Origin of the sequence: Mesorhizobium erdmanii USDA 3471 (genome assembly GCF_000472705.1) — a bacterium.
GTDB classification, from domain to species: domain Bacteria; phylum Pseudomonadota; class Alphaproteobacteria; order Rhizobiales; family Rhizobiaceae; genus Mesorhizobium; species Mesorhizobium erdmanii.
This window is the reverse complement of record NZ_AXAE01000008.1, coordinates 214,593-240,047: the sequence shown is the minus strand read 5'-3', so window position 1 is coordinate 240,047 and position 25,455 is coordinate 214,593. Positions and strand designations below refer to the sequence as shown.

The following is a 25,455-nucleotide window of genomic DNA, read 5'->3' as shown; positions in this document are numbered from 1 at the left end:
AGCGCGACTACTTCCCGGCTCGCCGCCCCGCCTCATAGGCGCGGCGTGCCCACACCGTCATCTCGTCCGGATCGTCGAAAGCGCTGTCGGGGATGCTCCAATAGGGCATGGCGACCAGTTTGCCGTGGCGCGACCCGGTATAGGTCCATTGCTGGCAACCGGCGGCTTCGAAATCGGGGATCGTCTCCTCGTCTGCCTTCAGCTTCAATTCGCCGCGCAGCACGATGGCGACGATGACGCTGTCGAAATAGATGCCCTTGCCGCCGAACAGTTTGCGGATGCTGACCGGGCCCAGGCCCTCGAAAAGTTCGGCGATGCGTTCATTGTCCATGCCGCGATCATGGCATCGGCATTTGACATTGTCATCGCGCGACCAAAATCATGCTGACAGATTGAGGTCATTCCGTCGGAGTGTTTGTCATGCCGCTTCTGCTCAAGGGATCCTGCCGCTGCAACGCCGTGCGTTTCGAGGTGGAAAGCCACACGCCGGTGCCGTTCATGCTCTGCTACTGCTCGATCTGCCGCAAGCAACAGGGCGGCGGCGGCTTCGCCATCAATCTCGGCGCCGACTACGAAACGCTGAACATCAGGGGCAAGAGGAGCCTCGGCGTCTACCGCGCCGAGATCGAGGATGACGAGCATCCTAACTGCGAGGTCTCGACCGGCGAGCGCAATTTCTGCAAGAAATGCGGGTCGGCGCTGTGGCTCTATGACCCGACCTGGCCGGAGCTAGTGCATCCCTTCGCGTCGGCGATCGACAGCGACCTGCCGAAGCCGCCTGAAAAGGTGCATCTGATGCTGAAATACAAGGCGAACTGGGTCGAACCCGTGATCGGCAAGCGCGACAAGGTGTTCGATGTCTACCCGGAAGAGTCGATCGCCGACTGGCACAAGCGGACCGGCATGTGGGTGGAGTGACAGGGGGCGGCGTCAGCTTCTCAGAACTTGGCGCTGCCCCTCATCCGGCCCTTCGGACCGTTCATCATTCGAAAAGCCAAGCAATTGGCTTTTCGTCCGCTACGCGGACCATTCCTCACCTCCCCGTAAACGGGGCGAAGGAAGATCAGGCAGAGGCGCGTGCTTCCGCCAGCGCCTTCAAGTCGGCCGGCTTCAGTTCGACGGATTCGCCGCAGCCACAGGCCGAACTCTGGTTCGGGTTGTGGAAGGTGAAACCGGTGCGCAATGTCGTCTGCTCGAAATCCATCTGCGTGCCGAACAGGAAAAGGGCGGCCTCCGGCGCGACATAGACATGCGCGCCGTCGCGCTCGATGTGGTCGTCCTTGGTGTTGGGCTCGGTCACCAGGTCGACCGTGTATTCCATGCCGGCGCAGCCGCCCTTCTTGATGCCAAGACGGATGCCATGCGCGTTGTCGCGTGTGGCGACGATCTCGCGCACCCGGTCGGCGGCCTTTTCTGTCATCGTGATGACGGCGAAGCGTCCCATTCTTTTTCCTTCTCCATTCCATGCAGGTTCAAGGCCTGCCGAATGATTCCTCACCTAAAATGGTGAAGTTTTACCACAGGCGCAAGTGCGCCAGCCTTTGCCTGCCTAGTACCAACCTACCGCCACCTGTGCCTCTTCCGACATGCGGTCCGGTGTCCACGGCGGGTCGAAGGTCATGTTGACCTCGACGCCAGACACGCCTTCGACGGCGCCGACGGCGTTTTCCACCCAGCCCGGCATTTCGCCGGCCACCGGGCAGCCGGGCGCGGTCAGCGTCATGTCGATCTTGACCGAGCGGTCGTCCTCGATGTCGATTTTGTAGACGAGGCCAAGCTCGTAGATGTCGGCCGGGATTTCCGGATCGTAGACGGTTTTCAGCGCCGAAACGATGTCGTCGGTCAGCCGCGCCAGTTCGTCGGCGGGAATGGCCGAGGCCGAAACAATGCCATTTGCAGCCGTTTCCGGCGCGGTCCCAGCGGTCGTGCTCACATCGTCCATGGTCGTCATCACCCGAAGAATTTACGCGCTTTTTCAAGCGCCTCGGCCAAAGCGTCGACTTCGGCCCTTGTATTATACATGCCGAACGATGCCCTGCATGTGGAGGTTACGCCAAAACGTTTCAACAGCGGCTGGGCGCAATGGGTGCCCGCGCGGACAGCCACGCCCTGCCTGTCGATCACCATCGACACGTCATGGGCATGGATACCTTGCAATTCGAACGAGATGATGGCGCCCTTGCCGGGTGCGTCGCCGAAGATGCGCAGCGAATTGACGGCGCGCAGCCGCTCGTGGGCATAAATCTTGAGGTCTTCCTCATGCGCGGCGATGCGTTCGCGGCCAATTTTTTCCATGTAATCGAGGGCCGCACCCAGCCCGATCGCCTGGACGATCGGCGGCGTGCCGGCTTCGAAGCGATGCGGCGGCTCGTTGTATGTGACGATGTCTTCCGTCACCTCCTCGATCATCTCGCCGCCGCCCATGAACGGGCGCATACCGGCGAGAATGTCCTTCTTGCCGTAGAGCACGCCGATGCCCGAAGGACCATAAACCTTGTGACCGGTGAAGACGAAGAAATCGCAATCGAGATCCTGCACGTCGATCGGCATGTGCACGGCGCTCTGGCTGCCGTCGACGAGGACCGGAATGCCGCGCGCATGCGCGATGCGCACGATCTCCTTGATCGGCGTCACCGTGCCCAGCGCATTCGACATCTGGGTAATGGCGACAAGCTTGGTGCGGTCGGTCAAACGCTTCTCGAATTCCTCGATGTGGAAGACGCCGAGATCGTCGACCGGCACCCAGACCAGTTTGGCGCCTTGCCGCCCGCGGATGAAATGCCAGGGCACGATGTTGGAGTGGTGCTCCATGATCGACAGCACGATCTCGTCGCCCTCGCCGATATTGGGCATGCCATAGCCATAGGCAACCGTGTTGATCGCCGAGGTCGTGTTCGAGGTGAAGACGATGTTGTCGGTGCTCGGTGCGTTGAGGAAGCGGCGTACCGTTTCGCGCGCCTTTTCGTAAGCGTCGGTCGCTGCGTTGGACAGGAAATGCAGGCCGCGATGGACGTTGGCGTATTCCTGGGAATAGGCATGCTGAATCGTATCCAGCACCACCTGCGGCTTCTGCGCAGAGGCACCGTTGTCGAGATAGACCAGCTTCTTGCCGTAGACTTCACGCGACAGGATCGGGAAGTCGCGACGGATCGCCTCGACGTCGTAGAAATCTCCGATCTTGCCTGGAGCGTTCATCATATCACCCGTGTGTCAAAAACCAATCGTCCAGCCGTGCTTCCAGCGCCTCGACAATCGTAACGTCGTCCAGTTCCTCGATCACCTCGGCGACGAAGGCTTTGACGAGCAATCCTCGCGCGGACTTTTCGTCGACACCGCGCGCCATCAGGTAGAACAGATGGTCGTGGTCGATCTCGGTGACGGTCGCGCCGTGGCCGCAGACGACGTCGTCGGCGAAGATTTCGAGCTCCGGCTTGGTCGAGAACTCGCCGTCGTCCGACAGAAGCAGCGTGTTGCAGGCCATCTTGGCGTTGGTCTTCTGCGCGTACTGATGGACGTTGATACGACCCTGGAAGACGCCGCGCGCCTTGCCCGTCACCACGTTGCGGATGATCTCAGTCGAGGTGGTGTGCGGCACGGCGTGGTCGAGCACCATGGTCACATCGGTATGGGCGTCGCCAGCCAGAAGATTGATGCCGCGCAGCTTGAAGTCGGCGCCTTCGCCCGTCGTCTTGACCATGATCTCCTGGCGCACGAGCTTGCCGCCTGCGTTCATGACGAAGAGCGTCAATTTCGCGTTCTTGCCGATATGGGCCTTGAATTGCGCCAGATGCGTCGCCGTGTCCGGCTGCTCCTGGACGATCAGCCACGTCACCTCGGCGCCTTCGCCGAGCACGAGCTGGCTGACGGAACTGACCAGGGCAGCCCCCTCACCCGCCTGACGCTCGACGATGACCGCTTTGGCGCCGGCGCCGACGCGGACGGGCAGGCGCACATGGGTCTGGCCGCCGGCCTGCAAATTCTGCAGCTCGATCGGCTTTTCCAACTCGACGCCATCGGCGATGTCGACAAAATACCCGTCAGCGACGAAAGCCGTGTTCAGTGCACCGATCGCATCATCGCTGCCATAGGGGTCGAGCCCGAGCACGATGCTGCCGTCGATCAGCTTTTCCGACAGGCGCTGCACGGCAACGCCCTCGATGGCAGGCGCCTTCGCATCGGATGTGCCGTTGAGCACCGGCAGGACGGCGGAGCCCTCGACGATAGGCGCGACGGCCTTGGCCAAGGCGGCCGGATCGAAGGCCGGCACGACGTTCAACAGCCGGCGCAGGTCCGTATAGTGCCAGGATTCAATACGCCGCGTCGGCAGGCCGTGCTTGATCGCTTCGATGGCGTCGTCGCGCTTCAGCATCACCGCCCCGTCGCCCGGCAACAGCGACAGCCGGTCGCCGAACGCGTCGATCAACGCGGTCTCGGCCGGTGTCCGCTGCGGTTGTGTGTGCATATTCATCAGTTTGACCTTGCCTTCTGGCATCTCACGCGGCTTCGCCGATCACGCCGGCATAGCCGTTGGCTTCGAGGTCGAGCGCCAGCGACTTGTCGCCGGACTTGATGACCTGGCCCTTGTAGAGCACGTGCACGCTGTCAGGCACGATGTGCTCGAGCAGGCGCTGGTAGTGGGTGATGACCAAAAATGCCCGGTCGGGCGCGCGCAGCGCGTTGACGCCGTCGGAAACGATCTTCAGCGCATCGATGTCGAGGCCGGAATCGGTCTCGTCGAGCACGCAGAGCTTTGGTTCCAAGAGCTTCATCTGCAGGATCTCGGCACGCTTCTTCTCGCCGCCGGAGAAGCCGACATTGAGCGGTCGCTTCAGCATTGCCATGTCCATGCTGAGCGACGCGGCGGCTTCCTTCACCCGCTTCAGGAATTCCGGGATCTTCAGCGGCTCCTCGCCACGCGCCTTGCGCTGCTCGTTCATCGCCACCTTCAGGAATTCCATGGTCGCCACGCCCGGTATTTCCATCGGATACTGGAAGGCGAGGAAGATGCCTGACGTGGCGCGCTCGGCCGGATCCATTTCGAGGATCGACTGGCCATTATAGAGGATGTCGCCTTCGGTGACTTCATAGTCCTCGCGGCCGGCGAGGATATAGGACAGCGTCGACTTGCCCGAACCGTTCGGTCCCATGATCGCGGCTACCTCGCCGGCTTTCACGGTCAGGTTGAGGCCGCGGATGATTTCGGTGCCGTCATCGACGATGCGGGCATGCAGGTTCTTGATCTCAAGCATTCTTTGGTTTCCTGAATATCTGTCCGGTCAGCCGACCGAGCCCTCAAGCGAGATGCCGATCAGCTTCTGCGCTTCGACGGCAAACTCCATCGGCAGTTGCTGGATGACGTCCTTGACGAAGCCGTTGACGATCAACGCGATCGCTTCCTCTTCGGGAATGCCGCGCTGCATGACGTAGAATTTCTGGTCCTCGGAAATCTTCGACGTCGTCGCTTCGTGCTCGAACTGCGCCGTCGAGTTCTTGGCTTCCATGTAGGGCACGGTGTGCGCGCCGCACTGGTCGCCGATCAACAGAGAGTCGCAATTGGTGAAGTTGCGGGCGTTGGTCGCCTTGCGGTGCGCCGAGACCTGCCCGCGATAGGTGTTCTGCGAGAAGCCGGCGGCGATGCCCTTGGAGATGATGCGGCTCGACGTGTTCTTGCCGAGATGGATCATCTTGGTGCCGCTATCGACCTGCTGGTAACCGTTCGACACGGCGATCGAGTAGAACTCGCCGGAAGAGTCGTCGCCGCGCAGGATGCAGCTCGGGTATTTCCAGGTGATCGCCGAACCGGTTTCGACCTGTGTCCACGAGATCTTCGAACGGTCGCCACGGCAGTCACCGCGCTTGGTGACGAAATTGTAGATGCCGCCCTTGCCGTCGGCGTCGCCGGGGTACCAGTTCTGCACCGTCGAGTATTTGATCTCGGCATCGTCGAGCGCCACCAGTTCGACGACCGCGGCATGCAGCTGGTTCTCATCGCGCTGCGGCGCCGTGCAGCCTTCGAGATAGGAGACGTACGCCCCCTCCTCGGCAATGATCAGCGTACGCTCGAACTGGCCGGTGTTCTTCTCGTTCATGCGGAAATAGGTCGACAGCTCCATCGGGCAACGCACGCCCTTGGGCACGAAGACGAACGAACCGTCGGTGAAGACGGCCGAATTCAGGGTGGCGTAGTAATTGTCCGATGTCGGCACGACCGAGCCGAGATATTTCTGCACCAGTTCGGGATGCTCGCGGATCGCTTCCGAGATCGAGCAAAAGATGACGCCGGCCTGCGCCAACTCCTTCTTGAAGGTGGTGACGACGGACACGGAATCGAACACCGCATCGACGGCGACGCGGCCCGACTTGTAGACGTTGTCGCTGGCTTCCTCGAGTTCCGAGACGTCGGTCTTCTGCACCCCTGCCAGGATCTCCTGCTCCTTGAGCGGAATGCCGAGCTTCTCGTAGACTTTCAGGATTTCAGGATCGACGTCGCTGAGCGAAGTCGGGCCGGGCGTGCTTTTCGGCGCGGCGTAGTAGTAGATGTCCTGGAAATCGATCTTCGGATAGTGAACGCGCGCCCAGGTCGGCTCTTCCAGCGTCAGCCAGCGCCGATAGGCTTCCAGACGCCATTCCAGCATCCAGGACGGCTCGTCCTTCTTGGCCGATATGAAACGGATGATGTCTTCGCTCAGGCCCTTGGGGGCCTTGTCGACAGCAATCTCGGTCTCAAATCCGTATTTGTATTGGTCGACGTCGATCTTTCGGACCCGATCGATCGTGTCCTGCACAGCAGGCATATGCGTTCTCCATCCACGCCGGGGTCAAGGCCCGACAGTTTTCAAACTATGGCACCGCCGAAATGAACACCGAAGAAGCGCTCGCGGCAGCGTAAGTTCCATATAGTGCGCTTCGACCGGAAATTCACCCGGCCAGCATGAAACGCACGGCTCTACCAGGCCGGAAGGCCCAAAATCGTTCAACCGCTAAGCGGCTTTTTCCCTATCCGCCTTTTCCCTGGCGGCCTGCCGCGCTGCTATACCCGCCAGTGCGGTGCGAAACAGTTCGATGTCCTCAGCGCCGGTCGCCATGCCGATCGACACGCGCAAGGCGCCCAGACTGTCGCCGTAACCCATGGCTTTCAGCACGTGGCTTGGCCCAACCTTGCCCGACGAGCAGGCGGACCCGGCCGACAGCGCGACACCGGCCAGATCAAAAGCGATCTGCGCGGTTTCGGCTTTGACGCCCGGAATAGCGAAGAATGTCGTGTTGGCAAGCCTCGGCGCGCCGGTTCCAAAGATTTCCGCTTCCGGCACCAGCATTTTTATGAAAGTTTCGATTTCGTCGCGGCGTTCGCGCACCGCTTCGATCTTATGCAGCCCGGCCAGCGCCTCGCGTGCCGCGACGCCAAAGCCTGACATGGCGGCGAGGTTTTCGGTGCCGCCGCGATGGCCCTTCTCCTGGCCGCCGCCATTAATCAGCGGCTTCGGCATCATCAGATCGGCGGCGGCGACGATGGCGCCAACACCCTTGGGGCCGCCGATCTTGTGCGAAGAAAGAATCAAATAATCGGCGTATCCAGCTGACATGTCGATCGAAACGCGACCCGCCGCCTGAACCGCGTCGACGACAAGAACGCCGCCCGCGGCCTTGACGATCGCCGCGATCCGATCGATCGGTTGGATGACGCCGGTCTCGTTGTTGGCGGCATGGATCGCCACCAGCGGCAGGCCATCGGCCTTGTCATGGTGGGTAAGCGCCCCCTCCAAGGCGGCAAGGTCGGCAATGCCATTGGCATCGACGCCGATGGGCGTCACCTGCGCCGCCGGGAAACGCCCGCCATTCAGCAGGCAGGGATGATCGGTCTCGCAGACGTAAAGCCGGCTCATGCGCACGCTGCCGCGCCCCATCCGCCAATCGGGGGCCAGCAGCGTCGAGGCGGCCTCCGTCGCGCCTGATGTGAACACGACATGTTCTGGCCTGGCATTCACCAGAGCCGCGACCTCGCGCCTTGCCGTCTCGATCGAGCGCCGCGCGGCACGGCCCTCGGCATGGACCGATGACGGGTTGGCGATCACCTCGAGCGCCGCGACCATGGCCTCGCGCGCCGCTGGGAGCAGCGGAGCACTGGCATTATAGTCGAGATAGGCGCGTTTTACCGCCATTTTCGTCCAGTTGATCCCGTCAGAAGCCATTCGGTTGTCGTATGGCGTTATTTCCTTGAAATTCCAAGGCGAGCCGTCCTATTTACGCGGCTTGCGGCGCGGGTGGCCGGGCTCGACGTGTGGCCACTCAGTTTTGAATAGTTCTAAACTAGCTTCTAAGAAGACGCTCGCCCTGCGTCAAGGCCAGAGGAAGGTTCGTTCCGGGCGCCGCGCATTCGTATACGTAAGTGGAGTATTTCATGCCTGAGGTCATTTTCACCGGTCCGGCCGGCCGCCTGGAGGGACGCTACCAGCCCTCCAAGGAAAAGAGCGCGCCGATCGCCATCGTCTTGCATCCGCATCCGCAGTTCGGCGGCACGATGAACAACAAGATCGTCTATGACCTCTTCTACATGTTCCAGAAGCGCGATTTCACCACGCTGCGCTTCAATTTCCGCGGCATCGGCCGCAGCCAGGGCGAATTCGACCACGGCACCGGCGAGTTGTCCGACGCCGCTGCCGCACTCGACTGGGTCCAGTCGCTGCATCCGGATTCGAAGAGCTGCTGGGTCGCCGGCTATTCGTTCGGCTCGTGGATCGGCATGCAGCTGTTGATGCGCCGGCCCGAGATCGAGGGCTTCATCTCGATCGCGCCGCAGCCCAACACCTATGATTTCTCGTTCCTGGCGCCCTGCCCGTCATCGGGCCTGATCATCCATGGCGATGCCGACAAGGTGGCGCCGCCGAAGGATGTACAAGGCCTGGTCGACAAGCTGCACACGCAGAAGGGCATCACCATCACGCAGAAGACCCTGCCTGGAGCCAACCACTTTTTCGCCAACGACGCCGATCTTCTGATCGAGGAATGCGCCGACTATCTCGATCGCCGGCTGGCGGGCGAATTGTCCGACCCGCGACCGAAGCGGCTGAGGTAAGCGAAGAAAGGCGCGAGCGCCGATGTACGAGCCTTCCCATTTCCAGGAAACGCGGCCCGATGTCCTGCACGGGCTGATAAGGGCGCATCCGCTCGGCATGCTGATCTCGAACGGGCCCGACGGGCCGGAGGCCAATGCCATCCCGTTCCTGCTCGATGCGGCCGCCATGCCGAACGGCAGGTTGCGCGCTCATATGGCCAAGGCCAATCCGCAATGGAAGCTTATCGCGGAAAACCCGTTATCGCCCGTGCTGGTGGTCTTCCAGGGCACCGATGCCTATGTGACGCCGTCCTGGTATGAGACCAAGCGCGAGACCGGCAAGGTGGTGCCAACCTGGAACTATGCCATCGTGCAGGTGCGCGGCAGCGCCAAAGTGATCGACGACCAGGAATGGCTGGCACAGCAGATCGGCGACCTGACTGCCTCGCAGGAAGGTCCTCGCGCGGCGCCCTGGGCGGTCACCGATGCGCCAGCGCCCTTTATCCAGTCGCAGATCAAGGGCATCATCGGACTGGAGATCGAGATCAGCGAGATCCACGGCAAGTGGAAGGTCAGCCAGAACCGGCCCGTCGCCGATCGCGCCGGCGTCGCGCAAGGGCTCGAAAGCGAAGTGGCCAACTCTTCCGACATGGTCAAGCTGGTGAGGTCCTACGGCGGACTGGACGGTAAGTAGCAGGGACCTATTTCTGCGGCGCAATCAGGCGGAACGATGCTTTGCGGACCGGCAATCCGGACGGCGTCGGGCGGAAGATGAAGCCGAGACGGGCAAAAACCAGCCCACAAGCGAGCGCGAAGGCGCAGCCAAGGCCGAAGCCGGCGACGGTGTCGCTTGGATAGTGCGCGCCGACGAAAACCCTGGTCGAGGCGAAACAGGCGGTGATCACCAGGGCAATAGTCCAGCGCCGTGGAAACAAAAGCAGAAGCACACCGAACACCGCCCCCATCGTCGTGGCATGGCCAGAAGGAAAACCGGCAAAGCGCGCGTCGAAGGCAAAAGGATGCAGCGCAAGGACACCGAAATCCTGGAAGTAGAGCGGGCGCGCCCGGCCGATCGCGTATTTCAGGACATTGACCAGCAGGCCGGACAGCCCAACCGAGCTCAGCACCAGGAAAGCGACACAGGTCCAGTTGTAGACCAGCATCAGCGATCGCCGGGAAAGGCTGCGCCAATCGGTCAGATTGGCAGCGACCAGCAGAAGCGCTGACGGGATCAGATACCAGCCGCCGAGCGCGAACTGGGTCAGGAATTCGGCCAGCCTGGCGCCCGACCATTGGCCGTGAACCATCCCTGCCGGCGCGTCGAGGAGAACAAATGCCGCCGCCGTCAGCAACAACCAGGCCAGACCCCATACCGGCCATGCGATGTTGGGGTAACGCGCGGGACGAACGGCAAAGCGCCTTCTCACGATCCGCATGGTGTCGCGAAAATTGTCAGGGGATCGGCGCCCCATCGCAAGGAGCCTGGCGGAAACGGAAGAGCGCGGTTTCACGAGCATTGGGAATTCATCGACGAGCCGTCATGGAGCCACACGATAGAGGCCGAGCGACATTTTGTCTCCCGACGAATAGTTGAAGCCGTCGATCTCGGCGACGCGGTTCACCGATTTGCCTTGCACCGAAAGCATGCCATTCAGTTTCTGCTCGTCTTCGATCGGCGCCAGGCCCAAAGCACAGGCGGGATCGGCAAGCAGATGTTCCGCCACGCCGCCGACATTGGTCAGAACAGTGTTGGTGCCGACCAGGAACACCAGACTTGGTTCCTGGTACCGCGACGAGGCCAGTACCGTCGTCTCGCAAGGCTGGTTGGCAATCACCGCCTGCTTGATTGCCGGGCTCAGCCAGATCGGCTTCAGCGACGGGGCGATGACCCCGAACAGCAAGGCATAGGTGATACCGGCACAGGCGGCGGTGGCTCCGATGCGGGGCAGCGGCACCTGCAACTGCCGCGAAAAAGCGAAATAGCCCGTGCCGAGCGCCGCGGCGGCGGCCGGGATGCTCCACCAAGAGAAAGTGTGGGTGAGATAGATCGGCGCTCCGATACAGACCGCCGCCAGGCCGAGGCTGACCATGACCAGCCCGAAGGCCGTCGACCACCACAGCCATTGCTGCCAGCGTTTCAGCGGGGTGTTGGCATCATCAGGCTGCAATGTCAGCAGCCATCCGATCAGCAGCGCCGCGCCGGGATAGACCGGCAGGACGTAGTGCGGCAACTTGGTTGGAATGAGCTCGAAGACTAGCCAGAACGGGATGTACCAAGCCAGGCAGAAGCGCAGCCTGACATCGTCGCGCAGACGGTTGATGGCCTGGAGGCCAGCGCCGACCGCGATCAGCCCGAACGGCCACATGAACAGCGAATAGGTCAGCATATAGAAGCCGGGCGGCAGGCCATGCGATTCTTCGCCCGACGCAACCTTGCCAAGCATATCCTTGCCGACGGCCTGCTGCAGGAAAGCGCCGTGGCTCTTCCAGGTAATCGCGGCAAGCCAGGGCAACGCGATGATCACGACCAGTAACAGACCGCGACCGATCCTGAGTTTCGACAGCCAGCGCCCGTCACGCTCGAAGGCAAACAACACCGCGATGGTCAGCGCTGACAGCAGCGGCGCAATCGGCCCCTTGATCAGGATCGCCGCCCCTTGCGCGATCCAGAAAATCCACCAGAGATGGCCGGCCACAGGTTGGTTGCGGCGCGCTGCCAGATAGATCTGCGCCAGCGCACCTTGCGCCGCCACGCAGCAGGCCAGCAGCATCGCATCGGTCTTGGCGTCCCGGCCCTCGAAAGCGGTGGCGAAGATCGCCGCCATTACCAGGCCGGCGGCGATGCCGGCATTGGCGCCGAAGAGATTGGTCCCCGTCCAGGCTATCGCCAGCACCGCAATGGCAATGCCCAGAGTCGAGATCGTGCGGTAGACCCAGATCGGCGCCTCGGCGCCTTTGCCGCTCAGAGTCACGGCGGCGGATTGCAGCCAGTAGATACCGACGGGTTTCTGGTAGCGCGAGGCGTCCTGGAAGCGGATGTCGACATAGTCGCCGCTCTCGGCCATCTGCTTGGTCGCCTGAACGAAGCGCGACTCGTCGCGGTCGATCGGCGGCAGCGATGCCAGCCCCGAAACCGTCATCACCAGGCTGAACAGGAAAAGAAGAATGTAGTTCCTGTTCAACGCCATGCTTGAGCCTCTCTGGTCATGTCTTGATGTCGCGGGCCGTTCAATCGACCTTGGTCATCGCCGCCTTGCGCTCATTGGCGATCAACCAGAGATTCCTGATGTAGATGAACATGCCCATGGCCTGGCCGGCGATGAACACCGGATCCTGGCGCTGGATGGCATAGATCAGAAGCAGGCCGCCGCCGAACAGCGAGAAGAACCAGAAGGCGACCGGCACCACGCTGCGCTTGGCCTTTTCCGAGGCCAGCCACTGCACGACAAAGCGCATGGTGAAGAAGAACTGCGCCACGAAGCCGAGCAGGATCCAGGCATCGAATTGCTTGATGAAAACCTGGTGGAGCCAGGTCCCCAGTTCCTGAAGCACGTTAAACACGCTTGATTTCCTCTACTTTTGGCATTCTGCGGCGCCTGCGGCGCAGCCACCAGACACCGCCAAGATCGAGCGCACCCTGCAGGCCACGGTCGAAAATGCCGTAATTCGATTTGCCATGCCGGCGCGACCTGTCGACGACGTCGCAATGCACGACGCGATAGCCCTCCTGGATGACCAGGGCCGGGACGAAGCGATGGGTGCCGTCGAAGAATGGCAGTTTGCGCAGGATATCGGTATGAACCGCCTTCAGGCCGCAGCCGGTGTCGCGCGTCTCGTCGTGCAGGATGGCATTTCTCAGCCAGTTGGCGAAGCGCGACGCCAGTTGCTTGACCTTGCTGTCGCGGCGCTTGAGGCGCTGCCCCTGGGCGGCGCCGAAATCGGGGCCGGCCTGCCGCAAGGCGTCGACCAGAACCGGAATGTATTGCGGATCGTTCTGCCCATCGCCATCGATCGTGGCGACGATACCGCCGCGTGCCGCCCAGGCGCCCGAGCGTACCGAAAGGCTCTGGCCAGCGGATTTCTGGTGCCGCAATTCCCGTACCGGGAAAGAACGAAGCGCTGCCTGCTCGGTGAGCACGGCGGCCGTCTCGTCGGTCGAGCCGTCATTGACGATGATCAGCTCGAAGTCGCGCCCAGCCATCGCCGCCTCGATCTCATCGATCAGCAGCGGCAGGTTTGCCGCCTCGTTCCTGCAAGGAATGACGATGGATATCAATGCGTCCGGCATGTCGCGTCGGGGCTCTGTCGTCGAATATGGCATTTGGTGGATGCCGTGCGGTGCCGCTCTAGGTCGTGGGCTGCAAGACCCTTTGGCGCGGCGCCTCATTACGCCAGCCGAAACGATGAAGCAAGCATTGGTGCCGGACGGCCCGTTGTGCCGTTTCAACAACCGGTGATCATCAAGACATCTTGTGGTCCTTCGCGCGCAGGCGAGCGGACGCAAAACCGGATTCCACTTTCGCTGATCGCGAACTCCTGGTTGACGTGCGATCAGGCGCAAAACCGGATTCCACTTTTGCTGATCGCGCTTGGATGCTAAACGCGCCCGTTCACATACGCCCGCGCCAGACCGGGCTGACGCTTTCGGGAAACAAACCATGCCTGCCTTCAAATCCGATTTCCTGCGCACGATGAGCGAGCGCGGCTTCATCCACCAGATTTCGGATGAGACCGGCCTCGACCAGCTTTTCGCCAAGGAGACGGTCACTGCCTATGTCGGCTATGACGCCACCGCTACCAGCCTGCATATCGGCAACCTGATCTCGGCGACCATGCTTTACTGGCTGCAGGAGACCGGGCACCGGCCGATCGCGCTGATGGGTGGCGGCACGTCGATGATCGGCGATCCGTCCTTCCGCGACGACCAGCGCAGCCTTTTGACGCCGGAGGCGATCGCCACCAACATCGAAGGCATCAAGCGCATCTTCGGCCGCATACTGCGTTTCGGCGACAGCCCGAACGACGCCGTCATGGTCAACAATGCCGACTGGCTGATGAAACTCAACTATGTCGAGTTCCTGCGCGATGTCGGCAGGCATTTTTCGGTCAATCGCATGCTGACATTCGACAGCGTCAAGCTGCGGCTCGACCGCGAGCAGTCGCTGTCGTTCCTCGAATTCAACTACATGATCCTGCAGGGCTACGATTTCGTCGAACTCGCCCGGCGCCAGAACTGCCGCCTGCAGATGGGCGGATCGGACCAGTGGGGCAACATCATCAACGGCGTCGATCTCGGCCATCGCATGGGCACGCCGCAGCTTTACGCGCTGACCACGCCGCTGCTCACGACATCCTCCGGCGCCAAGATGGGCAAATCGGCGAAAGGTGCGGTGTGGCTCAACGGCGACCTCTTCTCACCCTATGATTTCTGGCAATACTGGCGCAACACCGAGGATGCCGATGTCGAGCGCTTCCTGAAGATATTCACCCGCCTGCCTCTCGACGAAATCGCGCGGCTGGCCGCGCTCGGCGGCTCCGAGATCAATGAGGCCAAGAAGGTCCTGGCCACGGAGACGACGGCGATCGTCCACGGTCGAGACGCGGCAAACCAGGCCGAGGAAACCGCGCGAAAAACCTTCGAGGAAGGCGCGCTCGCCGACACCTTGCCGACCGTGGACGCGGACCGGTCGGCGCTGGAAGCCGGCATCGGTATCCTGTCGCTGCTGGTGACGGCCGGGCTGGCATCGTCCAACGGCGAGGCACGCCGGCACATCCAGGGCGGCGCGGTTCGTATCAACGATCAGCCGGTCAGCGACGACCGCCGCGCGGTCACGCTTCAGGATCTGAGTCCGGAAAACGTCGTAAAGCTTTCACTGGGCAAGAAAAAACACATCCTTGTGCGGCCCGCCTGAGGCCGCTCATCGATACTCGAAGATCGACCTGAATATGCCCGGTGCAATCACCGACAGCGGGTTGACGTCGAGCACCGGCTTGTTGGCGTTGCCCCTGAGCCGGTAGGTGACGCCGATCAGGCCGCGGTCGCGGCCGTTGCCCAGAAGCGCGCCTACGATGGGCAGTTCGCCGAAGATGCGGTTGAGACCATAGACCGGCATGAAGGTGCCGGTCATGTCCATATTGTTGTTCTGGTCGTAGAGAATGCCCTGGAAGGTCGTGCCGATGCGCGGGCCGCGCAGCACGCCGTTGGCTAGCTTCAGATAGCCGCTGCCTTTCTCGATCTCGGCATAACCGCGCTCGAACTTCACCCGCGAGGTGTCGAGATTGCCCTTGACCGCCTGGTTGAGGCTTCGGTTGTCACCGGCCGGCGTGGTGGAGACGATGGAGGCGAGTTTCGGTTCGTTGACGATGAAGAAGTTGCTGGTGTCGACCTTGCCCTTCATCGGCCCATCGCCGGCCCCAGTCAGCGCCAGCGCGATCGACCCGCCTTCCATATGCTCATAGATGTTGAGGAATCTCAGGATCGCGCCGGCGTCCGCCGACTGCACGTTGAGCGAGCGCCGGCCGTCGCCGGTCGTGTTGCTCACGGCGATTGCCGCGCCCGAGCTTGCCGTGGCGCTGACCTTCAGCCCATTCACCCTTGAGCCGGCCGCGCTGTAATCGAGCTTCAGGTTGGACAGTTGCTCGTCGTGGAAACCGGTGAGCTGCTCGACGTCGGCGCTGACGGAAATGTTGTCTGTCCCGGTCGTCTTAGTCGCGGCGTCGACATCAGAGGTGAACTGCTTGATCAGTGAACGGGCGTCGAGCGCATTGCCATTGATGTCGACCGCATAGCCCTTGCCCGACCGCTTCACCGAAATGGCGACATCGTCCCCCCGGTTCAGCGTGACCTTGCTGAATTTGGCCGATGACAGGGCGCCGTTGATCAAAACGATGCTACCGTCGACGGAGAATGTCTTGCCGTCGAGGTTGAAATCGGAGAGCGTCGTGGTATCGCCCGACTTGGTCATCACGAAAGTCACGTTGGCGGGGACCCCTGCCCCCTTGCTCCAGCCGGCCCATGGAATGTCCAGCCTGGCGTTGGTCAGATCGGCCGAGACGTTCTGATTGCCGGTGCCGCTCTTGTCGATAGCGACTTTCACCGTTCCGCCCAGCAGCGGCGTCAGGCCGGGCATGGCGGCGGCGCGGACCTTGTCGTCTAGCACCAGGGCCACCTTGCGGCTGCGCGCCGGCCCATCATCGGCCAGCGGTTCGACAAGGTCGAGTTCGGCCGGAATGCCGTTCAGCGACGCCTTGGCGGAGATCACCGCCTTCTGCGGATCGACCGTGATCGAGCCGCCGGCATCGGTCACGGTCTGGCCCTCCAACGGCTTGGCCAGCGACAGGCCGGTGTAGTCGAGCGACACCTGCCAGTCGAGCTTCGAGGTGTCGACGCCTGACTGCAACGGTATATCGGCCCTGACATGGCCAGTAACGGTGCCGGACAGGTCCTCCGGCAGGAAGCCGACATGGCGCATGGCATTGATCGGTTCGTAGGAGGCAAGTTCGGCGACCGCCGGCGCCTCCCCCGCGACATCGATGTCGAGCGCGCCGATGACCGGCGGATGGTTCGCCGCCTTGACGCTCAGCGTGCCGTTGCTGGCTGCCACGGTGCGGCCGCTGGGCATGAAGACGGTGCCCGAGGACAGTGAAATGTCGACATCATTGCCGTGGAAAGCGACGACGCCGACCGCGTCACGTATCGGCGGGATGCGGCCGGCGGTGTCGAAACGCGATCCTTCGATCTGGAAACGGCCGAACACCTCGTCTGCCGAAAGCGGCACGCCGTTGCCGAGGCGGTCCGGCACGACATGGAACTGAAGATTGGCATCGACGACGCGGCCGCCGAACAGATTGGCCAGCACCCAGAGCCGCGCATTGCGGGCTGAAAACCACGGCCACAGTTGCTTGACGTGCGAGACCGGCATGTCATGGACGTTGAGCGCCAGATTGATGCCCGGAGCCTTGCCGTCGACGAACTCCACGGCCGCGGTGCCGAGCACTTCGCTGGATGCGGCGGACCGGACCGCGATCTGCTCGGCCACCAGTTTGTGGCTTTTGGTCTGATAGACGCCGGCGATGCGGGCGAGGAAGGTCAGCGCGGGCTCGGGCGATTCCGATGGCGCCAGGGTCGAACCGTCGCTGGTCAAGTCGTAACGATAGGAAGGCTCCTCCCCCGCCGCCCCGGTCGCGGGTTTTGGCCCTATCGAGCCGCCAAAATCGAACGAAGACCGGCCGGTTTTCAGCAGCAGCCTGTCCACCTGGAGCTTGTTGCTGCCATCGACCAGCGTCGCATTCAAATCGACGTCGGCCGGCAGCAGCCCGCGGGCACCAAGATCGAGCACGGAACCCGTCGACGACAGGGCCGCCGTCAGCTGTGATGCAGTGGTGCCTGCTCCTTCCGATCCCGTCAGTTTCAACGCGACGGCGCCCAGCTTCCGGGCGCTTGCCGCGGTGTCGTCGGCAGCCGCCAGATCGATGTTCGCACTCAGCGCCGTCACGCGGTGCGCCCCGATATCTCGGGTGGCGGAAGCGGCGACGGTGACCTTTCGGCCATCGACATCCGCCTTGGAGGAAAACGTCATGCCGCCCGGCCCCGACTGGACCACGGAAGCGTCGGCGATCTTGACCCGTTTGATCGATCCGGTTTCAGGCAGCACGAATTCGACATTGCGGAGATCTATCCGCCGCATCGAATCTTCCCGCACGGCATCAAGCGCCCGATGGATGTTGCCGAACACCGCCTCGGAAAGTTTCTCCGGATCGATGAGGCCATCCTCATTGCGCAATTGCGCTGTCCAGTCGCCGCCGGACGGCATCGCCGCCGTGACGATGTGGGCATCGGAAATCCTGGCGCTGGTCAGCCGCACGTCACCCCAAAGCAGCGGTATCAGGCGGACACCAAAGCGCACACGACCGGCATCGGCCATCGGCTTGCCGTCGCCGGTCTCCAGGCTGACATCGCTCACCTGGAGGGCCACGAAGCTCGAACTGTCGAGGGTGATGCGGGCAGGCCCGACCGCGACATGGACATCGACGCCGGCGAGTTTCTCGATAGCGGTTTCTGCCTCGATACGCAGCCGGTCCGACCCGATGCCGGAAAGGCCGATGAGATAGACGGCCGTGGCGGCCAGCAGTATGAGCGCCACCATGCCGGCGAACACGCGCGAAAGGATGCGGAAGCCACGACCGATCGACGCCTGGCCGAGCGGTGGAACGCGGCACGCGGACGGCAAGGCCCCCAGGTCGGTGATCTCGTCACGCCTGAACCTGATCTTCTCGTGCTGCGGTTGCTCCTGATCCACGCAATCTTCCGTTGTACGAATTCGCTCGTGGACGAATCCCCGGTCGACACTATATCGGTGTGGCTTCGCGCGTAACCTCAAACAAGGGCATCGATATGGCTGACCTGGACGTGGGCGATCTTGCGCCGCAATTCGACCTGCCACGGGACGGCGGCGGCTCGCTCAGTCTCGCCGCGGCCGCCGGCAAGCCGGTGGTGCTCTATTTCTACCCGCAGGACGACACCACGAGTTGCACCCAGGAAGCGATCAGCTTTTCACAGCTGAAGCCGGAATTCGAGAAGGCCGGCGCCGTCGTGATCGGCCTGTCGCCCGATCCGGTCAAGAAGCACGACAAGTTCAAGTCGAAATACAACCTGACGATCGATCTCGCCGCCGACGAGGAGCGCAAGGTGATCGAGGCCTATCATCTATGGGTCGAGAAATCGATGTATGGCCGCAAATACATGGGCGTCGAACGGGCGACGTTCCTGATCGGCCGTGACGGACGTATCGCCAGGATTTGGCGCAAGGTCCGCGTCAAGGGCCATGCCGAGGAAGTGCTGGAAGCCGTTCGCGCCCTTTGAGCGCGGGGAAGGCCCACGAACTCAATCGACAATTCCGGTCGTGCCGGAAACAAGGCGTTCTGACTCGTCGGGTGTTTCGGCCTTCGGCTGCGGCTGCGCCCGCCAGGATTTCGAAACATGGCTCGCACGATCGGCCAGCGCGGCGAGATGACCGCGCAAGCCGCGCGCGCCGATCATCGACGACAGCGTGACTGATTGCGTGGCGAAACGCCGTTTGAAATCCTCGCCGCCGCAGAGAAAATCGACCTTGGCCAGGCCACGGTCGAGCGACCACTGGATATAGTCCATCATCAGGACCATACCCGGCGAGGCACGCTCATATTCAGGATCATAGGTGGTGATGAAAGCCATCATCGTTCCGTGCTGCTCGAAATTGATCGAGACCGCGATGATCTTCTCGTCAAGTTCCAGCACAAAAATGCGCAACAGCCCGAGTTCGGCCAGGACCGAAACAAGCGCGGCGAGAACCGGCGAGTCCTTGTCAAACAAGTCCGAAACGCGGCCATGCCGGACGAGCCAGACGCGCTTCAGCGCCGCGACCCGCGCAAGCAGCGGCTCGCGCGGCTCGTCCGCGTCGAGCAAGCGGAAACGCACTGTACCGCTTTCTTCCAAGAACTTGCGGCCACGACGGTAGTTCTGCCGGCCCTTCTTGGAGAGCGTCTCGAACCATTCCGCCCCGCGCTGCCAGGAACCCGCGACACGGTAGCTGACTTCACTGCGGTGGTTGGGCCGAAGCGCCGTGTCACGGCTCGAGGCCGGGTCCAGAAGGGCATGAACACCGGCATCCGGCAGCAGGCGGTTGAGATAGATGAGGTCGAAACCACCCTGGTCAAAAATATGTTGCCAGAGGCGGGAGATCACCTGCGGATCGCTGTCGGGCGCAACCAGGGCATCGCCATAGTCGCTGTGATCCTTTGCCGCCCATTCGAGCATGCGGATGCCGGAGCGCTTGAAGGTAGCGAGCGCAATCACGCCATCGAGCCGGTCGCCGTTCCAGGCAAGCCCGATCCTGAGCGTGCGCCGCTCCTGATGCGGGGTGGTGCGCCACCAAGTCGCGATCCAGTCCGGGTGCTGGAAGACAAGCCCGCCGGCACGCTGCCAGAGCGCATTCCAGGCCGGTGCGATCTCGGCCAGGCGTGTCGCCGATGTCACGATTTCGAAGGTGCGCGTGCGCGGGATCGCGAGCACAAAAGGCGCGTTCATGGCCGTGTCCCTTCCGTCGATCGCGAGGTGCGTGGCTTTCCGGACCGGATACGCCTGGCAATGTGCCCCCACATCCGCCTCAGCGGCATGAGATAGAGGCCGGCCAGCGACTGGTAGTCGCGCACATCGCGGTCAACCAGTCCGAACTTGAAATCCTCGTCGGGCTTCGGCACGCACAATGTTCCGAAGAGCCGGTCCCAGAACGAGAACAGCAGCCCGAAATTCTTGTCATAGTGGCGTGGATCGGTGCTGTGATGCAGCTGGTGCCAATGAGGACACAGGATCAGATTGTTGAGCGGGCCGAACGAGATCTTGAAATGCGTGTGCCTGACGAAATCCATCATCAGGATGTTGCGCATGACATAGACGTTGACGCCAAAGACGGTCAGTTCGACCAGATTCAGCGAAATCAGCGACCAGATGCCAAAGCAGACGCCGACGATGACGCCGTCCCAGGCTCGATTCATCAACTCGTCGAGCGGGTGGACCCGGTCCTTGGTGATCCCGACCATCACCTCGGCCGAGTGATGCACCTTGTGCAATTCCCAAAGCACGGGATAGCGATGCTGGGCAACATGATAGAGATAATAGGAAATGTCATAGGCGAGCAGCATTGTGATGGTGAAGATCAGCACCGTCACCGGCCCTGCCGGCCCCTCGATCAGAGGCGGCTGGAACTGGAAGAGTGTCGAAAACAGCCAGTTGGTGCCGTAGCCGACCGCAGTGACGAAAACAATTCCGGCGGGCAGCATCAGGAAAGGCATCAGCGCCTTCTTCGTCACCCAGAACATGAGATCGGCCTTTGCCGAGGGATGAGTGATGACTTCATGTGGAATGACGAACTCGAAGAACTCCTTCCAGCTCTTCTCCTCGACCGTGCGCCAATAAGCCACGAGCGCGCTGACCAGGGCAGTCAACAGCAAGAGCCCGGTCGCCAGCAGACTGGTGCCCGACAGCTTGTCGAGTATCTTGCCAATCAGATCGCTCAGCATCCCTTAGACCGCCCATCTCCAATAGAATCCCAAATCCCATCACGCTTTTAATCGAAAACCGTCAAGTAAATGCAATCGAAGACAGTTAAGGAACTCTGGATCTCTATCCTTGGACGAGGGATCGTTGCGCTGGCAGCAAATTGTTGCTCATGGCCAATGATTTAGCGGCGCGACGACCGCTCCTTGGCGGTTTTCATGCAACCTTTTGCCCGCGTCGCGTGCGTTCCGCGCCGCGCAATCGACCCAGAAAGCCTTTGTTAACCCTAATAATGTGTAATCAGGCAGTCGTGGTGTCGTAAACGAAAGCTTGGTCCTGTGAACGCAACCGGTCAGTCCGCAGTCTTCGGCAGACGCAAGGAACCGCACACGGTCATCATCGCCCGAGGCAACGAGATCAGGCATTTCACGATCCGGCCCTGGCTTGCGGCATTCATCGGTTCAGCGGTCGCCGCCATTGCCATCGGTTACCTCCTGGCGACGTCGTATCTCGTCCTGCGCGACGACCTGATCGGCGCCACCACCGCGCGCCAGGCGCGCATGCAACAGGCCTACGAAGACCGCATCTCGGCGCTTCGCGCCCAGGTCGACCGCATCACCAGCCGCCAGCTGCTCGACCAGCAATTGATGGAAACCAAGGTCAGCGAACTGCTTGAACGCCAGACACAGCTCAGCCAGCGTCACGGCCGTCTCGGGCCGCTGCTCGAACGCGCCGAGACTGACGTTGGAACAGTGCCCAGCGATAGCCCGGCAGCGGCTGCCAAGCCCGACAAGCACGCCGAGGTGACAGGCAGCATCAGCCAACCGCAGAACTACGCGGTCGCCAGCCTGAGCGCCAACCTTGGCGCCGCCGACACCAGGCCGTTCTCCTTGTGGTCGACCCGCACCGATCCGCTGCCCAGTGATTCAGCCGCCGATCGCGCGGACAGGCTGTTCGTCTCGATCAACCAGTCGCTGAAATCCATCGAAAACGAACAACTCACCCGTATCAACACGCTCGCGGACAACGCCTACAAGAGCGCCGATGCCATCCAGCAGGCGCTGCAGGCCGCCGGACTGCCCGTCGACAGCGATTTCGGCAAGAACGAAAGCGATGTCGGCGGCCCGCTGATCCCACTCGACAGTTCGATGATCTTCGACAGCAAGGTCAAGGAACTGGACGAGGCCCTGGACACGCTCGACCAGTTGAAGAAGGAAGCGCGCCAGCTGCCGCTTGCCAACCCCGCCCCCGGCCACTCCGTCACCAGCCCGTTCGGCGTGCGCACCGATCCCATCCTCGGCACCGCGGCGCTGCATTCGGGCATGGACTTCAGGGCGCCCGTCGGCATGGAAGCCAAAGTCACGGCGCCCGGCATCGTCACCAAGGCCGGCTGGAACGGTGGCTACGGCCGTATGGTCGAGGTCGATCACGGCAACGGCTTTGCGACACGCTACGGTCATCTCAGTGAAATCGACGTGACCGTCGGCGAGAAACTGGACGCCGGCGCCGTCATCGGCAAGACCGGCAGCAGCGGCCGCTCCACCGGCCCGCACCTGCATTATGAAGTGCGCCACAATGGCGAAGCGATCGACCCCCTGCGCTTCCTCAGTGTCGGCAAGAAGGTCGCGCAGTACCTCTGAGGCGCGTCGGTCCTGACCTGATCGGCACCAAACCAAATCTTCGCTCTGCCGATCCAGTTCCCGGCGACCCCGGTGATCGGCGCCATCGCCGGTGTGCAGGCCGTGCACGAGCCGATCCTTCAAACCGCATTGATCAGTCGGTACCGGCCGGCTGCGCCGACAGAAATCCGGTCGCCGCAGCGACCAGCGTGGCCGCGCCGACTTTCAAGGCGGCCTCGTCGACGCGAAACCTGGGATGGTGAAGCGGAAAGACCGATCCGAGCGCCTCGTTGCGGATGCCGAGACGAAAATAGACCGATGGGCGCTTCTCGCTGTAGTAGCCAAAATCGTCGGCGATGGTCCATCCGGGCGTGTCGAGGACATTGTCGGCACTGATACAGGCCTTGCCGCTGGCGGCAATCAGTTCGGCCATCTCGCCATCGTTGACGACGCCCGGCTCTCCCTTGTGGATGGCGAGCTCCACGCTGGCGCCGTGCCTTGCCGCCATGCCCTCCAGGATTTCGCGAAGGCGCTGCCAGGCCCGCTCGCGGGTCGCGTCGCTGCCGCTGCGAATGGTGCCTTTCAGGGCGACCTTGCCGGCGATCACATTGTAGGCGCTGCCGCCATTGATGCCGGTGACGGAAATGACCAGCGGATCGTAGGGGTCGATCTCGCGCGACACGATCTTCTGCAATTCGCCGACCATGGAGCAGGCCACGGCAATCGCATCGACGCCCTCATAGGGTTTTGCCGCGTGCGCCGCCTCGCCGATGACAATGGCATCGAAAGTGTCGCACGCCAGCGTGTAGGGACCCGGACGGACCGCGATCTTGCCGGATGGCGTATACGGATCGACGTGAAGGCAGATGGCGGCATCGATGTCGTCGAGCAACCCCTCTTCCACCACCCGCTTGCCGCCGGACGGCGAGTCTTCCTCAGCCGGCTGGAAGATCAGTCGGACGGTCCCGCCAAAATCGGCCCTCGATCTATGGAGATGCGCGGCGACCGCGAAGCCCATCGAGGCGTGGGCATCATGACCGCATGCATGCATCACACCTGGATTGGTCGAGGCATAGGCGACACCGGACTCCTCCTCGATCGGCAAGGCGTCGATGTCGGCGCGAATGGCGATCTTTCGGTTCGACGGCTTGCCGGTGCCGACAATGTCGACGGCCAGGCCAAAGCCCGCGACGTCGCGGATGTCGGTCATTCCCTCGCCGGCCAGCATTTGCCTGAGATAACGCTGGGTGTTGGCTTCGTGGTTCGAAAGCTCCGGATTGCGGTGCAGATGGCGGCGGATCTCGATCATCTGGTCGAGAATCCCGGCATCGATATCGACCGCGCCGGGGCTGGAACCAGCGCCTGCCATGGGCGGCCCCTCACGATTTGACATGGATCTCTCGCGGGAACCTGGTCAGCCTCTCATGGCCGGTTTCGGTGACCAGAATGGTCTCGCTGATCTCGATGCCCCAGCCATCCATCCACATGCCGAGAATGGAATGAACGACGTTGCCGGGCTGAAGCACCGTCTTGTCGCCCGGACGCAGGCTGATCGTGTGTTCGCCCCAATCCGGCGGATAGGCGACGCCGATGGAATAGCCGATGCGCGACTCCTTCTTCAGCCCGTAGCGCTGAATGACCTTGCGCCATGCGCCTTCTACCGCTTCGGCTGTCGTTCCCGGCCTGACCGCATCGAGCACTGCGTCCATGCCTTCGATCACCGCCTTTGCCGTATCGGCGACCCGCGTCGGCGTCTGGCCTAGCTGCATCGTTCTTGCGAGCCCGGCGGCATAGCGGCGGCAGACACCTGCGAGTTCCAGCGCAATCGTCTCGTTCTCTCCGAACCGCCTGTCGCTCCACATGATGTGCGGGGCCGAAGCATTCTCGCCGCCGAGGATGGTCGGCGGAAGAGCGGTGATGTCGCCGGCGAAATCCGGGCTGCCGGCGATCTGCGCCGCCTGGATGGCGGCAATCGCATCGCATTCGCGCACACCGGGCGCGATCACCTCATAGGCCCGCGCCACCGCCGCCTCGGCCAGGGTCGACGCCTTGCGCAGATAGGCGATCTCGGGCGCCGATTTGACCGCGCGAATCCAGTTCACCAGCAGATCGGCATCGTGCCATTTCGCGTTGGGAAGTCCGGCGACGAGGCGAGCATGCGCCTTCGGCGAGAAATAATAGGCTTCGAGCTCGATGCCGATGTGTCTGACGCCCCAGCCTTTGGCGGAGATCCAGTTCGCGATCCAGTCCATGGGGTGGCGATCGGTACGCTGAACGTGGTCTTCAGGGAAACCAACGACATTCTCGGGCTTCATCCAGGCTGTCAGAAGACCACCAGCCGCATCCATGGCGCGCCCGATCCAGACCGGCTCGACCTCCTCCAGGGGAACCAGCACCACCTGTGGCGTGTAGAACGACCAGCCATCATAGCCGGTGATGTAGTGCTGGTTGGCGACGTCGTTGACGATGAGGAGTTCAAGACCGCGCTTACCCATCTCGGCGCGGATCTTGGCAAGCCGCTGCTGGTACTCGTCGCGGGCAAACGGCAATTCGATCATCTTTGCTCCATGCTTGGTTCAACGGTTGCGAGGCTTGCTCACCATTGAAACGGTTTCGCCATGGCGGCAATCGGCCAAGGGCGACAGGTGGACAGGTCCTAAGCCGCTGCCATCCGCGGCCTATTGGGTCACGGCTCGGCCTCAATTTATTTTTGAATTCCATTTGACTGAATAAATCTTTGATGCGAACCT

General features: G+C 62.3%; 23 protein-coding genes. 6 read left to right on the top strand and 17 right to left on the bottom strand.

Features of this window, described 5'->3' with window-relative positions; translation table 11 throughout:
- Window positions 1-7 precede the first annotated feature (7 nt).
- Window positions 8-331: a TfoX/Sxy family protein gene (locus A3AU_RS0103770; protein WP_027051610.1), complete on the bottom strand. Its 324-nt coding sequence runs from the start codon at window positions 329-331 to the stop codon at window positions 8-10.
- Window positions 332-420: 89 nt separating this feature from the next.
- On the opposite strand from A3AU_RS0103770, the gene A3AU_RS0103765 reads away from it, so the two are divergent.
- Window positions 421-918 carry a GFA family protein gene (locus A3AU_RS0103765; protein ID WP_027051609.1) on the top strand — a complete coding sequence of 166 codons (498 nt, stop codon included), beginning with the start codon at window positions 421-423 and terminating at the stop codon, window positions 916-918.
- Between the two features lie 145 nt (window positions 919-1,063).
- Here A3AU_RS0103765 and sufA read toward each other — a convergent pair whose 3' ends face one another.
- The 7 genes from sufA to A3AU_RS0103730 all read right to left on the bottom strand — a co-directional run bounded on the left by sufA (window position 1,064) and on the right by A3AU_RS0103730 (window position 8,159).
- Entirely contained in the window at window positions 1,064-1,444 is a 381-nt protein-coding gene (gene sufA, locus A3AU_RS0103760) for a Fe-S cluster assembly scaffold SufA (protein ID WP_027051608.1), read from the bottom strand.
- 105 nt (window positions 1,445-1,549) lie between these two features.
- Window positions 1,550-1,951 (bottom strand): SUF system Fe-S cluster assembly protein, encoded by a 402-nt coding sequence (locus tag A3AU_RS0103755; protein WP_418001059.1) that lies wholly within the window; start codon window positions 1,949-1,951, stop codon window positions 1,550-1,552.
- Window positions 1,951-3,195 (bottom strand): cysteine desulfurase, encoded by a 1,245-nt coding sequence (locus tag A3AU_RS0103750; RefSeq protein ID WP_027051606.1) that lies wholly within the window; start codon window positions 3,193-3,195, stop codon window positions 1,951-1,953. Before A3AU_RS0103750 ends, A3AU_RS0103755 begins: the two co-directional genes overlap by 1 nt.
- A 4-nt stretch (window positions 3,196-3,199) precedes the next feature.
- A complete protein-coding gene (gene sufD / locus A3AU_RS0103745; RefSeq protein ID WP_051355277.1) occupies window positions 3,200-4,468 on the bottom strand; it encodes a Fe-S cluster assembly protein SufD in 1,269 nt (422 codons plus the stop codon).
- Window positions 4,469-4,493: 25 nt separating this feature from the next.
- On the bottom strand, window positions 4,494-5,249 hold the full coding sequence (sufC, locus tag A3AU_RS0103740) for a Fe-S cluster assembly ATPase SufC (protein WP_015318168.1): 756 nt from the start codon (window positions 5,247-5,249) through the stop codon (window positions 4,494-4,496).
- A 27-nt stretch (window positions 5,250-5,276) separates the two neighbouring features.
- Window positions 5,277-6,794 (bottom strand): Fe-S cluster assembly protein SufB, encoded by a 1,518-nt coding sequence (sufB, locus tag A3AU_RS0103735; RefSeq protein WP_027051604.1) that lies wholly within the window; start codon window positions 6,792-6,794, stop codon window positions 5,277-5,279.
- A 186-nt stretch (window positions 6,795-6,980) separates the two neighbouring features.
- Complete coding sequence (locus A3AU_RS0103730; protein WP_032916845.1) at window positions 6,981-8,159, bottom strand: cysteine desulfurase family protein; 1,179 nt, start codon at window positions 8,157-8,159, stop codon at window positions 6,981-6,983.
- A 239-nt stretch (window positions 8,160-8,398) separates the two neighbouring features.
- On the opposite strand from A3AU_RS0103730, the gene A3AU_RS0103725 reads away from it, so the two are divergent.
- Both A3AU_RS0103725 and A3AU_RS0103720 read left to right on the top strand, forming a co-directional pair.
- A complete protein-coding gene (locus tag A3AU_RS0103725; protein WP_027042409.1) occupies window positions 8,399-9,073 on the top strand; it encodes an alpha/beta hydrolase in 675 nt (224 codons plus the stop codon).
- A gap of 22 nt (window positions 9,074-9,095) precedes the next feature.
- On the top strand, window positions 9,096-9,746 hold the full coding sequence (locus A3AU_RS0103720; protein WP_027051602.1) for an FMN-binding negative transcriptional regulator: 651 nt from the start codon (window positions 9,096-9,098) through the stop codon (window positions 9,744-9,746).
- Between the two features lie 7 nt (window positions 9,747-9,753).
- On the opposite strand, the gene A3AU_RS0103715 is transcribed toward A3AU_RS0103720, so the two are convergent.
- The 4 genes from A3AU_RS0103715 to A3AU_RS0103700 form a co-directional block, all read right to left on the bottom strand.
- Window positions 9,754-10,524, bottom strand: a complete 771-nt coding sequence (locus tag A3AU_RS0103715) for a phosphatase PAP2 family protein (protein WP_245235408.1) — start codon at window positions 10,522-10,524, stop codon at window positions 9,754-9,756.
- A 66-nt stretch (window positions 10,525-10,590) separates the two neighbouring features.
- Complete coding sequence (locus tag A3AU_RS0103710; protein WP_027051600.1) at window positions 10,591-12,240, bottom strand: ArnT family glycosyltransferase; 1,650 nt, start codon at window positions 12,238-12,240, stop codon at window positions 10,591-10,593.
- Between the two features lie 40 nt (window positions 12,241-12,280).
- Entirely contained in the window at window positions 12,281-12,613 is a 333-nt protein-coding gene (locus A3AU_RS0103705; protein ID WP_010909058.1) for a lipid-A-disaccharide synthase N-terminal domain-containing protein, read from the bottom strand.
- Window positions 12,606-13,340: a glycosyltransferase family 2 protein gene (locus A3AU_RS0103700; RefSeq protein ID WP_027051599.1), complete on the bottom strand. Its 735-nt coding sequence runs from the start codon at window positions 13,338-13,340 to the stop codon at window positions 12,606-12,608. Before A3AU_RS0103700 ends, A3AU_RS0103705 begins: the two co-directional genes overlap by 8 nt.
- A gap of 370 nt (window positions 13,341-13,710) precedes the next feature.
- Between A3AU_RS0103700 and tyrS the strand changes: the two genes are divergently transcribed.
- Complete coding sequence (gene tyrS, locus A3AU_RS0103695) at window positions 13,711-14,964, top strand: tyrosine--tRNA ligase (protein ID WP_027051598.1); 1,254 nt, start codon at window positions 13,711-13,713, stop codon at window positions 14,962-14,964.
- Window positions 14,965-14,970: 6 nt separating this feature from the next.
- On the opposite strand, the gene A3AU_RS0103690 is transcribed toward tyrS, so the two are convergent.
- Complete coding sequence (locus tag A3AU_RS0103690) at window positions 14,971-18,351, bottom strand: YhdP family protein (RefSeq protein ID WP_027051597.1); 3,381 nt, start codon at window positions 18,349-18,351, stop codon at window positions 14,971-14,973.
- A gap of 95 nt (window positions 18,352-18,446) precedes the next feature.
- Here A3AU_RS0103690 and A3AU_RS0103685 point away from each other — a divergent pair, with 95 nt between their 5' ends.
- Complete coding sequence (locus tag A3AU_RS0103685) at window positions 18,447-18,914, top strand: peroxiredoxin (RefSeq protein WP_027051596.1); 468 nt, start codon at window positions 18,447-18,449, stop codon at window positions 18,912-18,914.
- A gap of 21 nt (window positions 18,915-18,935) precedes the next feature.
- Here A3AU_RS0103685 and A3AU_RS01000000134880 read toward each other — a convergent pair whose 3' ends face one another.
- Window positions 18,936-20,117: a GNAT family N-acetyltransferase gene (locus tag A3AU_RS01000000134880; protein WP_051355272.1), complete on the bottom strand. Its 1,182-nt coding sequence runs from the start codon at window positions 20,115-20,117 to the stop codon at window positions 18,936-18,938.
- Entirely contained in the window at window positions 20,114-21,109 is a 996-nt protein-coding gene (locus tag A3AU_RS0103675; RefSeq protein WP_027051595.1) for a sterol desaturase family protein, read from the bottom strand. Before A3AU_RS0103675 ends, A3AU_RS01000000134880 begins: the two co-directional genes overlap by 4 nt.
- Window positions 21,110-21,424: 315 nt before the next feature.
- Here A3AU_RS0103675 and A3AU_RS0103670 point away from each other — a divergent pair, with 315 nt between their 5' ends.
- Window positions 21,425-22,726 carry a M23 family metallopeptidase gene (locus tag A3AU_RS0103670; protein WP_027051594.1) on the top strand — a complete coding sequence of 434 codons (1,302 nt, stop codon included), beginning with the start codon at window positions 21,425-21,427 and terminating at the stop codon, window positions 22,724-22,726.
- 133 nt (window positions 22,727-22,859) lie between these two features.
- Here the strand turns inward: A3AU_RS0103670 and A3AU_RS0103665 are convergent, their stop codons facing one another.
- Both A3AU_RS0103665 and A3AU_RS0103660 read right to left on the bottom strand, forming a co-directional pair.
- On the bottom strand, window positions 22,860-24,074 hold the full coding sequence (locus tag A3AU_RS0103665) for a M20 metallopeptidase family protein (protein WP_245235407.1): 1,215 nt from the start codon (window positions 24,072-24,074) through the stop codon (window positions 22,860-22,862).
- A gap of 10 nt (window positions 24,075-24,084) precedes the next feature.
- Window positions 24,085-25,263: a M24 family metallopeptidase gene (locus tag A3AU_RS0103660; RefSeq protein ID WP_027051592.1), complete on the bottom strand. Its 1,179-nt coding sequence runs from the start codon at window positions 25,261-25,263 to the stop codon at window positions 24,085-24,087.
- Window positions 25,264-25,455 lie beyond the last annotated feature (192 nt).

What these genes read in the sequence shown, in the direction of transcription:
- A3AU_RS0103770 (WP_027051610.1), bottom strand. Translation starts at nt 331, where the DNA reads ATGGACAATGAACGCATCGCCGAACTTTTCGAGGGCCTGGGCCCGGTC.
- A3AU_RS0103765 (WP_027051609.1), top strand. Translation starts at nt 421, where the DNA reads ATGCCGCTTCTGCTCAAGGGATCCTGCCGCTGCAACGCCGTGCGTTTC.
- sufA (WP_027051608.1), bottom strand. Translation starts at nt 1,444, where the DNA reads ATGGGACGCTTCGCCGTCATCACGATGACAGAAAAGGCCGCCGACCGG.
- A3AU_RS0103755 (WP_418001059.1), bottom strand. Translation starts at nt 1,951, where the DNA reads ATGACGACCATGGACGATGTGAGCACGACCGCTGGGACCGCGCCGGAA.
- A3AU_RS0103750 (WP_027051606.1), bottom strand. Translation starts at nt 3,195, where the DNA reads ATGAACGCTCCAGGCAAGATCGGAGATTTCTACGACGTCGAGGCGATC.
- sufD (WP_051355277.1), bottom strand. Translation starts at nt 4,468, where the DNA reads ATGAATATGCACACACAACCGCAGCGGACACCGGCCGAGACCGCGTTG.
- sufC (WP_015318168.1), bottom strand. Translation starts at nt 5,249, where the DNA reads ATGCTTGAGATCAAGAACCTGCATGCCCGCATCGTCGATGACGGCACC.
- sufB (WP_027051604.1), bottom strand. Translation starts at nt 6,794, where the DNA reads ATGCCTGCTGTGCAGGACACGATCGATCGGGTCCGAAAGATCGACGTC.
- A3AU_RS0103730 (WP_032916845.1), bottom strand. Translation starts at nt 8,159, where the DNA reads ATGGCGGTAAAACGCGCCTATCTCGACTATAATGCCAGTGCTCCGCTG.
- A3AU_RS0103725 (WP_027042409.1), top strand. Translation starts at nt 8,399, where the DNA reads ATGCCTGAGGTCATTTTCACCGGTCCGGCCGGCCGCCTGGAGGGACGC.
- A3AU_RS0103720 (WP_027051602.1), top strand. Translation starts at nt 9,096, where the DNA reads ATGTACGAGCCTTCCCATTTCCAGGAAACGCGGCCCGATGTCCTGCAC.
- A3AU_RS0103715 (WP_245235408.1), bottom strand. Translation starts at nt 10,524, where the DNA reads ATGGGGCGCCGATCCCCTGACAATTTTCGCGACACCATGCGGATCGTG.
- A3AU_RS0103710 (WP_027051600.1), bottom strand. Translation starts at nt 12,240, where the DNA reads ATGGCGTTGAACAGGAACTACATTCTTCTTTTCCTGTTCAGCCTGGTG.
- A3AU_RS0103700 (WP_027051599.1), bottom strand. Translation starts at nt 13,340, where the DNA reads ATGCCGGACGCATTGATATCCATCGTCATTCCTTGCAGGAACGAGGCG.
- tyrS (WP_027051598.1), top strand. Translation starts at nt 13,711, where the DNA reads ATGCCTGCCTTCAAATCCGATTTCCTGCGCACGATGAGCGAGCGCGGC.
- A3AU_RS0103685 (WP_027051596.1), top strand. Translation starts at nt 18,447, where the DNA reads ATGGCTGACCTGGACGTGGGCGATCTTGCGCCGCAATTCGACCTGCCA.
- A3AU_RS01000000134880 (WP_051355272.1), bottom strand. Translation starts at nt 20,117, where the DNA reads ATGAACGCGCCTTTTGTGCTCGCGATCCCGCGCACGCGCACCTTCGAA.
- A3AU_RS0103675 (WP_027051595.1), bottom strand. Translation starts at nt 21,109, where the DNA reads ATGCTGAGCGATCTGATTGGCAAGATACTCGACAAGCTGTCGGGCACC.
- A3AU_RS0103665 (WP_245235407.1), bottom strand. Translation starts at nt 24,074, where the DNA reads ATGGCAGGCGCTGGTTCCAGCCCCGGCGCGGTCGATATCGATGCCGGG.
- A3AU_RS0103660 (WP_027051592.1), bottom strand. Translation starts at nt 25,263, where the DNA reads ATGATCGAATTGCCGTTTGCCCGCGACGAGTACCAGCAGCGGCTTGCC.